We start from the raw sequence: 13,658 nt of genomic DNA on the forward strand, positions 1-13,658 counted from the left end.
TGTCCTGACACCTACTCGCTTTATTTTTTCGCTATAATGCTGACCCAATCTTCCATTGACAGCACTTCAACAATGTCAAAACCTGCTTCTTCTAGTGCTGTTTTGACTTGTAATTTCTTTTGTCCAATGATGCCTGATGTAATGAAATAGCCATCTTTCTTCAATAAGTCATAGGCTTGATCTGTAAAGCGCAAAATCACTTCTGCGAGAATGTTGGCGACGATCACATCACGTTCACCTGAAATCCCATCAAGTAAGTTGTTTTGCTTGACCGTCACTTGTTCGCTTACACCATTTAGCTCGATGTTTTGCTTCGCACTTTCAACCGCAACGGTGTCGAGATCAAAGGCTTGAATGTCCTTTGCACCAACCATCGCTGCTGCCACACTTAAAATCCCGGAGCCTGTTCCAACATCAATCACCGTATCGTTTTCCTTCACATAGCGCTCAAGCGCCTGAATACAAAGAACGGTTGTTGGATGTGTCCCTGTTCCAAAGGCCATTCCTGGGTCCATTTCAATAATCAGTTCATCAGAATGAACCGGAGTATATTCTTCCCATGTTGGAACGATGGTGAATTTTTCAGAGATTTTCACAGGATGATAGTATTTTTTCCATGCGGTGGCCCATTCTTCTTCATTTACTTCACAAATGGACAGCGTATTTCGTCCAAGATCAATATCGTATAGAAGAAGATTATTGATGGCTTCTTTGATCTCATCTACCGTTTCCATTAAAAAGCTGTTCATTGGAAGATAGGCTTTGACGATGACCCCTTCTTCAGGATAGTCATTCGGATCGAGCTGGTAGATCTCACCGTATACATTTTCACGTTCCTTGACTAAATCAAGCGGGTCCTCAATCACGACACCACTAGCACCTGCTTCATGCAAAATATTGGTGATCGGTTCCACCGCTTCATTTGTTGTATGGACGCTAATTTCTGACCACTTCAATACTACCAACTCCTTATCCGTCTTACTCGCCTTTAAATGCACGTTTCACCTTATCGAAGAAGCTCATTTCTTGTTCGTCCGGTTTATTTCCGCTCACTTCAGCAAATTTTCTAATGATATCTTTTTGATTGTCCGTTAAATTTGTCGGTGTGACGACTCGTACAACGATATGCTGATCGCCTTGGCCATAGCCGCGTACATTCTTCACACCTTTTCCTTTGAGTCTAAACTTCGTGCCAGTTTGCGTGCCAGCAGGGACTTTCAATTTCACTTTACCGTGTAATGTCGGCACTTCAATTTCGTCACCTAATGCAGCCTGTGCAAAAGTTAGCGGCATTTCGCAGTAAATGTCATCTCCATCACGTTCGAAGAATTCATGCGAACGCACATGGAACACAACAAATAGATCGCCTGGAGGTCCTCCATTTACACCTGGTTCCCCTTGACCAGACACTCTGAGCTGCTGACCATCGTCAACACCTGCTGGGATCGTTACATTGATTTTCTTACGCTTACGCACTTTACCAGAGCCGCCACATGTAGAACATTTGTGATCGATTTGTTTTCCTGTTCCGCTGCAGTAGTTACATACTCTGCGGTTGACCACTTTACCAAACGGAGTTGACTGCTCAACATTTAATTGACCAGAGCCGCCGCAATGTGAACAAGTCTTTGCTTCTGTCCCAGGCTTTGCCCCTGATCCATGACATGTTTCACATGATTCCTCGCGAGGGATTTCAATCGTTGCTTCTTTCCCAAATGCTGCTTCTTCAAATGAAAGCGTCATTGTATATTGCAGGTCTGCTCCTTGACGCGGTGCATTTGGATCTCTTCTTCTGGCTCCGCCGCCAAAAATACTAGAGAAAATGTCATCAAAGCCGCCGAAGCCGCCAAAGTCTCCTCCTCCGCCAAAACCGCCGCCGCCAAAGCCTTGGTTTGGATCGGTATGACCGAACTGGTCATATTGCGAACGTTTTTGATCGTCAGAAAGGGTTTCATAGGCTTCTTTTACTTCTTTGAATTTCTCATCTGAGCCAGCTTCTTTATTAATATCAGGGTGATACTTTTTTGAAAGCTTGCGGTATGCTTTTTTGATCTCGTCTTTTGAGGCGCTCTTACTCACGCCAAGCACTTCATAGTAATCACGCTTACTCATCTCTTCACACTCCCGATTTTCTCACATAAATACGATTGTATCATTTTGATTTGACCTTTTTCAATTGCTTTCATCATTGGAAAGAAAAAAAGTCAAAGCCAAGAGATCCTGACTTTGACTTTCTGACGAGTACGTTTCAGCAGTCTTTTTCAAAAGTAAAGGTGATTATTTTTTCTCTTGATCGTCGTTTACTTCTTCGTATTCTGCATCCACTACATTGTCATCTGCTTTTTGAGCACCTTCAGCGCCGCCTTCTTGCTGAGCTTGTGCTTGTTTTGCAGCTTCTTCATAGAGCTTTGTCGTTAGTTCTTGAACGATTGTTTGCAGCTCATCTTTTTTCGCTTTGATGTCTTCAAGCTCGCCTTTTTCGATCGCAGCTTTCAGTGCATCTTTCGCGTCGTTTGCTTTTTTCACTTGCTCTTCATCGATTTTGCCTTCTAGATCTTTTAATGTTTTTTCAGTTGTAAACACTAATTGATCTGCTTCATTGCGCACTTCGATTTCTTCTTTTTTCTTCGCATCTGCTTCAGCATTTTCTTCTGCTTCTTTCACCATTTTTTCGATCTCATCATCAGAAAGACCTGAAGAAGATTTGATTGTGATGTTTTGCTCTTTGCCTGTACCCATATCTTTCGCACGTACGTTGACAATACCGTTTTTATCGATATCAAAAGATACTTCGATTTGCGGTACGCCGCGTGGTGCTGGCGGGATGTCAGTCAATTGGAAACGGCCTAATGTTTTGTTGTCTGCAGCCATTGGGCGCTCACCTTGCAGGACATGGATGTCTACCGCTGTTTGGTTGTCAGCAGCCGTTGAGAATACTTGAGATTTACTTGTTGGAATGGTTGTATTACGTTCAATCAGCTTCGTGAATACGCCGCCCATTGTTTCAATTCCTAAAGAAAGTGGTGTTACGTCAAGAAGAACAACGTCTTTGACATCTCCTGTGATGACTCCCCCTTGGATCGCCGCACCAAGAGCAACCACTTCATCAGGGTTTACACCTTTATGAGGCTCTTTGCCTGTTTCTTTTTTGATTGCTTCTTGTACTGCAGGAATACGAGTTGATCCACCAACAAGGATGACTTTATCAATCTCGCTAGCAGATAAACCAGCATCTTTCAATGATTGACGTACAGGTGTCATTGTACGCTCTACAAGATCTGCAGATAGCTCTTCGAATTTAGCACGCGTCAGCGTTAATTCAAGGTGAAGAGGACCTGCTTCTCCAGCTGTGATAAATGGCAATGAGATTTGTGTAGAAGATACACCAGAAAGATCTTTTTTCGCTTTTTCAGCAGCATCTTTTAAACGCTGAAGCGCCATTTTATCTTTAGAAAGGTCAATACCATTTTCTTTTTTGAATTCAGCTACTAGGTGATCAATGATAACTTGGTCAAAATCGTCTCCACCAAGACGGTTGTCACCAGCAGTTGAGCGTACTTCAAAGACCCCGTCTCCAAGCTCAAGGATTGATACGTCAAATGTACCGCCGCCAAGGTCGTATACAAGAATCGTTTGATCTTCTTCTGTTTTATCTAAACCATACGCAAGTGCAGCTGCTGTTGGTTCGTTGATGATACGTTCTACTTCAAGACCAGCAATTTTACCAGCATCTTTTGTTGCTTGGCGTTCTGCATCGTTGAAGTAAGCAGGAACTGTGATAACAGCTTTTGTTACTTCTTCGCCAAGATAGCCTTCAGCATAAGATTTAAGGTGTTGAAGAATGATTGCAGAGATTTCCTGCGGTGTATAGTTCTTGCCTTCAACTTCTACTTTATAATCTGTACCCATATGTCTTTTAACAGACATGATCGTGTTCGGGTTTGTAATTGATTGACGTTTCGCTACTTCACCAACTTGGCGCTCTCCGTTTTTAAAAGCGACAACAGATGGTGTTGTACGTGCTCCTTCAGCGTTTGCAATAACTTTTGGCTCTCCGCCTTCAAGTACTGCAACACATGAGTTTGTTGTTCCTAAGTCAATCCCAATGATTTTACTCATAATCGATGACCTCCCATTATGTAGTTATTGATTTACTTTTACCATTGATGGACGAATAACTCGGTCTTTGAGTTTATAGCCCTTTTGCAATTCTTCTACTACGATATTTGAATCGACGTTTTCATCTTCAACTTGCATGACGGCTTGATGAAGGTTTGGATCGAACTCTTTGCCGACAGCTTCAATCGGTTCAACGCCTTCATTTTTCAACGCTTCTACCAGCTGGCGGTAAACCATTTGCATTCCTTCTAACAAACTTTTCGTCTGCTCATTGTCTGGATCAATTCCAAGCGCTCTTTCAAAGTTGTCAAGAGCTGGGAGAAGATCGCTGACAACATGTTGAGAACGATATTTTTGCACGGTCTCCACTTCAGTTCGAGCACGGCGTTTATAGTTTTCAAAATCTGCTTGAACACGCAGAATTTTGTTTTCTTTTTCATCTAGAAGCTGCTGCAATTCATCGATTTTCTCTTGGAAGGCAGACTGTTCATCATGTGTTACTTCCTCAGTATCTGCTTGAACTGCTTCTTCTTGTGCTTCAACCTCTGCTTCTTGCTCAGGTGTCTGTTTTTCTTCTGACATTGTGTTCACCTCCCTCAAAAGATTCAAGAATACGAAGGGGCAATGCCCCTATCTTTTATCACCCTACTCATCATACAAATTGGAAAGTGCGTTTGACAAGTCTTTTGATACATGATGCAAAAGACTAACGACTCGCCCGTAATCCATGCGGGTTGGACCGATGATGGCAATGGAGCCAAGTGATTTTTGATCAATCGAATAAGTGGCTGTGATCAAACTGCAGTTCTCCATTGCTTCCAAATTGTTTTCTGAACCGATTTTAATGGTGATTCCTTGCTGATTTGGATGAAACAGCTGCATGACATCATTCTTTTGCTCAATCAGCATCATGAGTGAGCGAATGCGGTCGATGTCATGAAACTCTGGCTGATTCAACATATTAATCTTCCCGCCAAAGAAAAGTTTTGATTCATTTTGTGTCGATGTAAATGTGCTGCCCAGCGCATCTAAAATGTGATCATAATCTTTTAAATGTGTGCGCAGAAGCATGACCACTTCTTTATACATCCTGTCCTTCAGCTGGTCCATTGGAACGCCAGCTAATCGGCTATTCAAAATATTCATCAGCTTCTCAATATCGGAGACATCGAGATGCTCAGAGAAGGTAATGGTTTTGTTTTCAACATGCCCGCTATCTGTAATCATGATCGCTACTGCTTTGTTTGGCTGAACGGGGACAAGTTGAATTTGCTTTAATCGATTTTCACTCAGCTTTGGACCAAGCACAATCGATGTATAGTTTGTGAGATCTGATAAAATTTCCGCCGATTTTTGAACTGTTTTTTCCAGCTCAAAAATTTTCTCCTGAAAAGCCGACTGGATGAGCACAAGTTCTTTAGACGACAGTTTTCGCGGAGAGAGCAAATGATCTACATAATAACGATATCCTTTTTCTGAAGGAATTCTTCCAGATGAAGAATGGGTCTTTTCAATAAAACCAAGTTCCTCCAAATCAGCCATTTCGTTTCTAATCGTCGCAGAGCTGAATGTGATGTCCTCTTTTTTAGAAAGAGTCCTTGACCCAACTGGCTGCGCCGAACGAATAAAGTCATTAATGATGACTTGCAGAATCAAAAGCTGACGATTTGTTAACATCATCATCACCCCTGTTAGCACTCTCTTTCAACGAGTGCTAATTGTATAAACAAAATTACCAAACTCAAATTAAAATGTCAATTATAACTCACCGAGAAACGCTTGAAATACTTCATTTCCTAACAATTTCCCTTTTCTTGTTAAACGAATGCCGATGTCATCTTTTACAATGAGACCTTTTTCTTCTAATTCTTCAAGAACAGTGGAAAAAAGAGCTTCTGGTGCAGCACCATATTTGGCTTGGAAGTCGGCACTTTTCACCCCTTCGATCTTTCGAAGGCCTAAGAACATTTCTTCTTCTATCTGCTCTGCTTTTGTGACCTGATGAGTTTCCTTATACGGGAACCCAGTTTGCTCAATCAGTTCCAAGTAATGCTTCACAGGCCCTGCGTTCACATTTCGGATGCCATCTACATACCCGTGTGCTCCTGCACCGAAACCGAAGTAGTCTTCATTGCTCCAATAGGTCAGGTTATGCTGGCTTTCAAAGCCAGGTTTTGCGTAATTGCTAATTTCGTATTGCTTTAATCCATGTCGCTCCATTTCATCCATCACAAGCTCATACATTTCAGCCTCACGTTCTTGCGGCGGTAAATGCAGTTTGCCTTTTTGCATTAAGTTGTAAAAAACTGTTTTCGGCTCCACTATCAGTGAGTAGACAGAATAATGCTCTGCCCCTAATGAGAAAGCTGTCTCAAGTGAATTCATCACATGATGCTTTTCTTGATGCGGCAATCCAAACATGAGGTCGAGGCTAATGTTGTCAAATCCAACGGCTCTTGCTCGCTGGAAAGACGTGAGGACATCTTTCTTTTGATGAACTCGTCCGATTTTTTTGAGTAAATCGTCTTCAAAGGTTTGCACCCCAAAGCTTAGCCGATTGACGCCGGCTGCTTTTAACACATGCAGCTTCTCGAGTGATAATTCATCTGGGTTTGCTTCCACTGCAAATTCAACCAGATGTTTTGCCGGTTTTAACACTCGGTGAATGCTGTTCATGAGCTGGTCTAGCTGGCTGACGGTCAGTGATGTCGGCGTTCCCCCGCCAATAAAGATCGTCTTTAGTTCTTGCTCGCCCTTTTGCTCGATCGTGTGCTGCATCTCTTTTTCAAGAGCCGCTAAGTATTCATCGACTGGCTGCGTTTTAATGAAAAATTTATTGAAATCACAATAGTGGCAAATGTGCTCACAAAATGGAATATGAATGTATGCTGCTTTCATTTGATGACACCTTCTTTACAGGTAAAGAGCCGCAGTTTATCGCTGCGGCACCTTTGTTTGTTTTCGACTATAAACGCCAAGGCTGACATTGTAAAGCAGGTTGCCTTGAGGGTGTTATTTTTTTGGTGTGCTGTCGTCCATCTTCAGCACAGCCATAAATGCTTCTTGCGGGACTTCAACAGAGCCCACTTGCTTCATGCGCTTTTTCCCTTCTTTTTGCTTCTCAAGAAGCTTCCTTTTCCGGGAAATGTCTCCACCATAACATTTAGCAAGTACGTTTTTACGCATCGCTTTAATGGTAGAACGAGCCACGATTTTTTGTCCAATCGCTGCTTGAACTGGTACTTCAAAATGCTGGCGTGGAATGAGTTCTTTCAGCTTTTCTACGATGATCTTGCCTCGTTCATATGCGTAATCACGGTGAACAATAAAGGAAAGGGCATCGATTTTTTCGCCATTCAGCATGATATCCATTTTCACTAGAGTAGATGGGCGATAGCCAATCAGCTCATAGTCAAAGGACGCATAGCCTTTTGTGTTGGACTTGAGCTGATCAAAGAATTCGTACACGATCTCCGCCAAAGGAATTTCGTACACAATGCTCACTCGGTTTGCATCAAGGTATTGCATATCAATGAAATTGCCGCGCTTTCCTTGGCAAAGCTCCATGACAGAGCCTACATAGTCATTCGGCACCATCATTGTTGCTTTTACGTATGGTTCTTCAATTCGCTCAATCTTTTGCGGATCAGGCAGATTGGACGGGTTATCTACGACGATTTTTTCTCCGTCTGTCATATACACATCGTAAATAACACTTGGTGCTGTCGTAATAAGATCGATTTTGAATTCACGTTCAATCCGTTCTTGGATGATTTCCATATGAAGCATTCCAAGAAAGCCGCAGCGGAAACCGAAGCCAAGTGCTTGGGATGTCTCTGCCTCATATTGAAGGGAAGAATCATTTAATTCAAGCTTTTCTAGGGCTTCACGTAAGTCATTATATTTCGCTGTGTCAATCGGATAAAGTCCGCAGTACACCATTGGGTTCAGCTTTCTGTATCCTGGCAGCGCTTCTTTCGCTGGGTTCTCCGCACTTGTGATCGTATCCCCCACACGTGTATCACCGACATTTTTAATCGCTGCTGTTAAGTAGCCAACATCTCCAACAGTGAGTTCATCTGTCGGCATGGCTTTTGGTGTGAATACGCCGACTTCAAGCACTTCAAATTCTTTGCCCGTCGCCATCATTTTGATTTTCTGACCTGGTCTGACGGTTCCTTCAACAATTCGTATGTACGCAATAACGCCGCGATACGCATCGTAGAGAGAATCAAAAATAAGAGCTTGAAGCGGTGCTTCTGGGTCTCCAGCAGGTGCCGGCACCTTTTCGACGATTTGTTCTAAAATATCTTCGATCCCAATACCCGCCTTAGCAGAGGTGAGAACAGCTTCAGACGCATCCAACCCGATGACATCTTCAATTTCTTCTCTTACACGCTCAGGCTCTGCACTTGGCAGATCGATTTTATTGATAATCGGAAGAATCTCTAAGTTGTTATCAAGAGCTAAATAAACGTTCGCAAGTGTCTGTGCTTCAATTCCTTGTGCTGCATCTACTACAAGAATCGCACCTTCACAGGCAGCAAGGCTTCGAGATACCTCATAGGTGAAGTCGACATGCCCTGGTGTATCAATCAGGTGCATAATATATTCTTCTCCATCCTTCGCCTTATATTTCAGCTGGACAGAGTTTAATTTAATCGTTATGCCGCGTTCACGCTCTAAGTCCATGGAATCAAGTAATTGTTCTTTCATTTCTCGCTGAGTAATCGCCGCTGTTTTTTCCAAAATACGGTCCGCCAATGTGGATTTCCCATGGTCAATATGGGCGATAATGGAGAAATTTCGAATTCTTGATTGCCGTTCTAATCGTTTTTCTTTATCTGTCACAATCTATCACTCCTACTATAAAACGCGGGTTGCGCTAGCTTAGATTATATCAATAGGGCTGTAAAGATTCAATCGAAATCAAGAAAAGCCGCTCATCGGTCAGCGGCTTTAGTCATATGGTATTGATTTGTTTATTTCCCATTCATCCAATCATAAAGAGAACGGGCTGCATGTGTCATGCCATCAGACAGCGCTTTTCCTGCCTTGGAGAAGGCATTAAAGCTCTCTATTTCCTCAAGCTGCTTTTGTTTTTCGGCAAGATCCTTTTCTGTAACAGCCGTTCCTAAGATAGAGGCTTCTCGTTCTTCATCGTCGTTCATTTGGATGGAGAACGCGCCTTTTAATTGTGGGTCATGGTAACCCTTCATTTGCAGCATGCCATTATTCGCCTGCTGCATTCCTAAAAAGACGCCAAATAGCAAGACTAGTCCTAAAATAATGGTTTTTCCAATAAATGATCCCATGCACCGTCACCACCTTAAGAGCGTTTTTTCTCATCCTTTGCTTTGCCGTTCACCTTTTCCGCGTCCCAGAAAATGTCGCTGAAGACATCAGCTGCTGCATTGGATGCATTTTTCAACTCTTCCATATTATTATCCACTCCGCCAAATTCTAAAAGTAGGGCTTTGTCGGATAAATCTTGATTATAAATTCCATTATCGCCAATTTCTCCTTTGGCAAACACACCGACACTGAGACCTTTATATTTTTTCTCCATCAAATGGTGGAACTCCGTCGCAAGCTTGAGATTTTTCTCATAGCTTTGATTCTTCTTCCCTACAACAAACGCAATTCTCGCATATTTTTTTCCTTTGATCTCGACAGTGGTGTCTTTCTTTCTTCTTGAGTCACGGTGGATATCAATTAAGTATTCGAGGTCATCATTTTTCGCTAAGGCTTCTTTTACGACCAATCTTGATTCATTATAAGATTGAGGATACTTTAATCCTTTTTGCAGGAGCCTTTTTTCAACTTCCGTTTTGTCGACCGTATTCCCGATTCCTTGCTGATCAAGCGCCTTTCCGAACATGTCGCCGACAAGGGTGACATTCACTTTTGAGTGCCGTGCATTGTTTGGATTCGTTTCTCCTTTTAAAAATGGTAAATATGATTCCGTATTATGCGTGTGGTAAATGTACACGGCTTTTCGTTTTCCTGTCGACCGGTCCGGCTCTTTCGCAGGCTTTTTCGGCACATCTTTGTCGAGCTTGTCCAGCTCTGCCAAATTTGCTTCTTTTTCATCTTGGATGACTTCACTTGGCGGCGGCGATTCCATTGGCATGTTGGTATAGTCTGTTCCTTCACCCGCTAAGATGATTTTTGTATCAAAATGTTCAAAACCTGGGAGTTCTCTCCCTAGAAAACTACGCGGGTCTTCTAAATTGATACTAGTCGCAAGCTTGAGTGACAGTCCAGAGAAATGAAACCCTTTTTGATCTTTCGGGACTGCTGAGGCGAAATATTGATTTTCCATACCCATTAATGTAGCGAAGAACGCTCCGGAAAGCTCATCTGCTACACCATATAGCGAGGCTTGCGGCCTCAGCTCTGGCTTTAAAGATGTCAACGCCCCTGACATCACAAACACCACAACAAGCGAGGCTATAAATAAGAAAATGCTTTTCACTACTTTTGTTCCATTAATCGCAACGACCAACTGTCGAGGACGGCGGGGTCTTTTTTTCATGATTTACTCCCTCCAGCACGCTTTCTAGTAATTACACTATGAGCGAGCTAGAGAAAGTAGAACCGATTAATGATTATAAGAACCCATGTTATCTTGAGAGATTTTTTGATGGAGTGCTGTATTTAATCCATTGGCGAGTACGTTTGCCATATCATCAATGAATGTATCCACTTCCTTAGGCGTGACCATTAAATTTTGCCCTAGCGGCGCAAGTACTTCATGGATCAGCTGCCGTTTCTCTTCTTCCGGAAGAGTCCCTACGATACCTAAAAATGATTGACGCGTTTCCTCATCTGGTAAGTCTTCTTCATTTAGCACTTTTTTCTTCCCAAAAGTCAAACCAGCCGGCACAAGAGAGCGGGACGGCCGGTCATCTTTCAGTTCTCTACCAAAATGCTTTAAGACATAATCAATTGTGTCACTTGCAATGGTTACTGCATCTACCACTGTTGGAACGCCAATCGCAATCACTGGAATCCCCAACGTTTCTTTGCTTAATTCTTTCCGCTTATTCCCTACACCTGAACCGGGATGGATGCCTGTATCAGAGATTTGAATCGTGGTATTCACCCGTTCCACTGCACGAGCAGCAAGAGCATCGATTGCAATGACAAAATCAGGTTTGGACCGCTCGATTACACCTTGTATAATGTCGCTTGTTTCAATACCGGTCAGTCCCATCACTCCCGGTGATAAAGAGGACACTGGGCGATACCCTTCCTGTACATTTTCCGGCTGCAATTCAAAGAGATGCCGGGTCACAAGCAGGCTTTCAACCGTGAGCGGGCCTAGCGCATCTGGCGTGACATTCCAGTTTCCTAGTCCTACTACAAGACAGCTCGCATCAGCCTGAATGCCTCGGTCTTTTAAAAACTGAGCAAAATGACGCGCAAATACTTCGACGACTTTTTCCTGCATCTCAGAATCTTTCTCCCGAATGCCCTGCGCCTCAAGCGTCAAGTATGTTCCTGTCTTTTTGCTGGTCAGCTCCTCCCCTTCTTTCGTGATCTCCACTGTGCGTATACGGATGCCATGCTCCTCTTTTTCCTTTTCGACAATCCCTTGAATTCCGTCCTTTTTGACGACATTCGGATCGTTCTCTTGTTCTAGTATCTCTTTTGTTTCAACAGCCAAGTCTGTCCGGATTTGATAAGCACTTAAATCAAGTTTCTGTTTCTCCATAAAAAGACTCCTTCCACCAAGTAATTAACAGTAGTCTTTCCATCTCTTTAAAGAAACATTCGAGCGCTTCATCAATGAAAAATACTTTACATTTATATTGCATTCTAAAGGTGTGTTTGATAGAATACAACTTGTTCTATTGTGAAGATTTAACCTTAAGACAATTGTGTTTAGGTTGTATCTTAGGAGGTGAAACACATGCCAAATATTAAATCAGCGATCAAACGTACAAAAACGAATAACGAACGCCGTGCACATAACGCAACAATCAAGTCTGCGATGCGTACTGCGATTAAACAAGTTGAAGTTTCTGTAGCTAACAACGATGCTGAGCAAGCAAAAGCTGCTCTTTCTTCTGCTGCAAAACGCATTGACAAAGCCGTTAAAACTGGTCTTGTACACAAAAACGCAGCTGCGCGTTACAAGTCAAGACTTGCTAAACAAGTAAACGGACTTTCTGCATAATGCTTGCAACGCCTCAGTGATGAGGCAACTGTTTAACTGTACGTCCGTCCTGACCGGCTCAGCCATTAGGACAGACTGGCAATTATACATCTAAACAAAAACGACCCTCTTTTTAGAAGGTCGTTTTTTTATGTTCAAGCGCCCAATAGTCGAAGCAGGAACAATTCTAACAATAGCTGCTTGTCCTTTTTACCGGTTTTCATTTCATAATCGATCGTTGATAGCTCTTTGACAATCTGCTTGAGCTCTTCTTCTGAAAACAGCCTTGCCTGATCCATAGCAAGTTTGACGCGGAATGGGTGGACTTTTAGATTTGAAGCAATTTGTTTTTGCCCATATCCTTGCTGAGCGAAATACTTCGTCTGCAAAATCAATCGAAATTGAGTTGATATGAGTGCTAATATTTTAATGGGTTCCTCATTTTGTTTCAGCAAATCATAAAACATCTGCATGGCCTCAGAGCGGCGTCTGTTGACAATTTGGTTAATTAATTCGAAAATATTCTGCTCTAAGCTTCTTGCAACGAGCTCATTGACATCCGCTAATTCAATTTCTTCTCGTTCTCCAATATATGTACTCAGCTTCCTGACCTCTTGAAACAATGTGGATAGACTCCCACCGCATAGCATCACAAGCTGCTCAGCCGCTTCAGATGTCATCGCCTTTCCTTCTGTTTTCACCAGTGTAATGGTGAAATCCGTTGTTTCTTTTGGGTTTAACTCTTTTGCCTCAACCATAGCCGCTTTCTTTTTTAGCAATTTGGTGATTTTCTTCCGTTCATCCAGCTTTTCATATGGTGCTAATAACACGAGAATGGTATAAGGCGCCGGCTTTTCTAAATAAGCTTCTAACACAGAAAGCTCATGCTCAATCTTCTCCTTTTTCTTTTCCGCTGTAAGAAAATAAGGATTCTTGATCACAACGAGACGCCTTTCTCCCATAAACGGAAAGGTTTCTGCATCCGTCACAGCCTGTTCAAGCGGCACCTCTTCCATATCAAAGACGGAGTAATTAAAATCCTTCGTCTCCTCGTCTACTACAGCTTGTCTTAATTTAGCTGCTGTTTCTTGCAGTAAATACGTTTCTTTTCCATATAAGCAATAAACGGGATGGATATCCCCTCTTTTTAAATTGTTCCAAACTTCAAAGACCATAAATTGAATCCCTCTCTTTCACTTCCTCCTCTATCCTAAAGTGTGTGAAGACATTAGTAAAGAGGAAGCTGAAAGTGCCGCCTCCTCATTTATAGTAAACGTCTGGTGCAAGCTCCCGGGTCAGCTCGCTGTCAGACGATATTCATAAAATGATCATGAAAATGGAAAACGGTTACTTTACCTTCTAGCAATTCCAAATG

General features: G+C 42.5%; 12 protein-coding genes. 1 reads left to right on the plus strand and 11 read right to left on the minus strand.

Annotation, left to right across the window (positions count from 1 at the left end):
• Positions 1–20: 20 nt before the first annotated feature.
• The 10 genes from prmA to gpr form a co-directional block, all read right to left on the minus strand.
• Entirely contained in the window at positions 21–956 is a 936-nt protein-coding gene (gene prmA / locus GKC25_RS11200) for a 50S ribosomal protein L11 methyltransferase (protein WP_003217481.1), read from the minus strand.
• A gap of 22 nt (positions 957–978) precedes the next feature.
• Complete coding sequence (dnaJ, locus tag GKC25_RS11205) at positions 979–2,112, minus strand: molecular chaperone DnaJ (protein WP_003217525.1); 1,134 nt, start codon at positions 2,110–2,112, stop codon at positions 979–981.
• Positions 2,113–2,277: 165 nt separating this feature from the next.
• Positions 2,278–4,119, minus strand: coding sequence for a molecular chaperone DnaK (gene dnaK, locus GKC25_RS11210; RefSeq protein WP_034661361.1), 1,842 nt, complete (start codon positions 4,117–4,119; stop codon positions 2,278–2,280).
• A 24-nt stretch (positions 4,120–4,143) separates the two neighbouring features.
• A complete protein-coding gene (gene grpE, locus GKC25_RS11215) occupies positions 4,144–4,701 on the minus strand; it encodes a nucleotide exchange factor GrpE (RefSeq protein ID WP_034661362.1) in 558 nt (185 codons plus the stop codon).
• A gap of 63 nt (positions 4,702–4,764) precedes the next feature.
• A complete protein-coding gene (gene hrcA, locus GKC25_RS11220; protein ID WP_034661363.1) occupies positions 4,765–5,796 on the minus strand; it encodes a heat-inducible transcriptional repressor HrcA in 1,032 nt (343 codons plus the stop codon).
• A gap of 81 nt (positions 5,797–5,877) precedes the next feature.
• Positions 5,878–7,017, minus strand: coding sequence for a radical SAM family heme chaperone HemW (gene hemW, locus GKC25_RS11225; RefSeq protein WP_187703970.1), 1,140 nt, complete (start codon positions 7,015–7,017; stop codon positions 5,878–5,880).
• Between the two features lie 114 nt (positions 7,018–7,131).
• Entirely contained in the window at positions 7,132–8,970 is a 1,839-nt protein-coding gene (lepA, locus tag GKC25_RS11230) for a translation elongation factor 4 (RefSeq protein ID WP_024423038.1), read from the minus strand.
• A 131-nt stretch (positions 8,971–9,101) separates the two neighbouring features.
• A complete protein-coding gene (locus GKC25_RS11235) occupies positions 9,102–9,434 on the minus strand; it encodes a YqxA family protein (protein WP_034661365.1) in 333 nt (110 codons plus the stop codon).
• Positions 9,435–9,448: 14 nt separating this feature from the next.
• Complete coding sequence (locus tag GKC25_RS11240; RefSeq protein WP_034661367.1) at positions 9,449–10,657, minus strand: stage II sporulation protein P; 1,209 nt, start codon at positions 10,655–10,657, stop codon at positions 9,449–9,451.
• 66 nt (positions 10,658–10,723) lie between these two features.
• Positions 10,724–11,839, minus strand: a complete 1,116-nt coding sequence (gene gpr, locus GKC25_RS11245; RefSeq protein WP_106037998.1) for a GPR endopeptidase — start codon at positions 11,837–11,839, stop codon at positions 10,724–10,726.
• Positions 11,840–12,037: 198 nt separating this feature from the next.
• Between gpr and rpsT the strand changes: the two genes are divergently transcribed.
• Positions 12,038–12,304, plus strand: a complete 267-nt coding sequence (gene rpsT, locus GKC25_RS11250) for a 30S ribosomal protein S20 (RefSeq protein WP_008342485.1) — start codon at positions 12,038–12,040, stop codon at positions 12,302–12,304.
• 134 nt (positions 12,305–12,438) lie between these two features.
• On the opposite strand, the gene holA is transcribed toward rpsT, so the two are convergent.
• Entirely contained in the window at positions 12,439–13,458 is a 1,020-nt protein-coding gene (holA, locus tag GKC25_RS11255; RefSeq protein WP_275718141.1) for a DNA polymerase III subunit delta, read from the minus strand.
• Between the last annotated feature and the right edge of the window lie 200 nt (positions 13,459–13,658).

Origin of the sequence: Bacillus pumilus, assembly GCF_038738535.1 — a bacterium.
Lineage (GTDB): Bacteria > Bacillota > Bacilli > Bacillales > Bacillaceae > Bacillus.

Coding starts and splice junctions, on each gene's coding strand:
- dnaJ (WP_003217525.1), bottom strand. CDS start 2,112: ATGAGTAAGCGTGATTACTATGAAGTGCTTGGCGTGAGTAAGAGCGCC.
- dnaK (WP_034661361.1), bottom strand. CDS start 4,119: ATGAGTAAAATCATTGGGATTGACTTAGGAACAACAAACTCATGTGTT.
- grpE (WP_034661362.1), bottom strand. CDS start 4,701: ATGTCAGAAGAAAAACAGACACCTGAGCAAGAAGCAGAGGTTGAAGCA.
- hrcA (WP_034661363.1), bottom strand. CDS start 5,796: ATGTTAACAAATCGTCAGCTTTTGATTCTGCAAGTCATCATTAATGAC.
- hemW (WP_187703970.1), bottom strand. CDS start 7,017: ATGAAAGCAGCATACATTCATATTCCATTTTGTGAGCACATTTGCCAC.
- GKC25_RS11235 (WP_034661365.1), bottom strand. CDS start 9,434: ATGGGATCATTTATTGGAAAAACCATTATTTTAGGACTAGTCTTGCTA.
- GKC25_RS11240 (WP_034661367.1), bottom strand. CDS start 10,657: ATGAAAAAAAGACCCCGCCGTCCTCGACAGTTGGTCGTTGCGATTAAT.
- gpr (WP_106037998.1), bottom strand. CDS start 11,839: ATGGAGAAACAGAAACTTGATTTAAGTGCTTATCAAATCCGGACAGAC.
- rpsT (WP_008342485.1), top strand. CDS start 12,038: ATGCCAAATATTAAATCAGCGATCAAACGTACAAAAACGAATAACGAA.
- holA (WP_275718141.1), bottom strand. CDS start 13,458: ATGGTCTTTGAAGTTTGGAACAATTTAAAAAGAGGGGATATCCATCCC.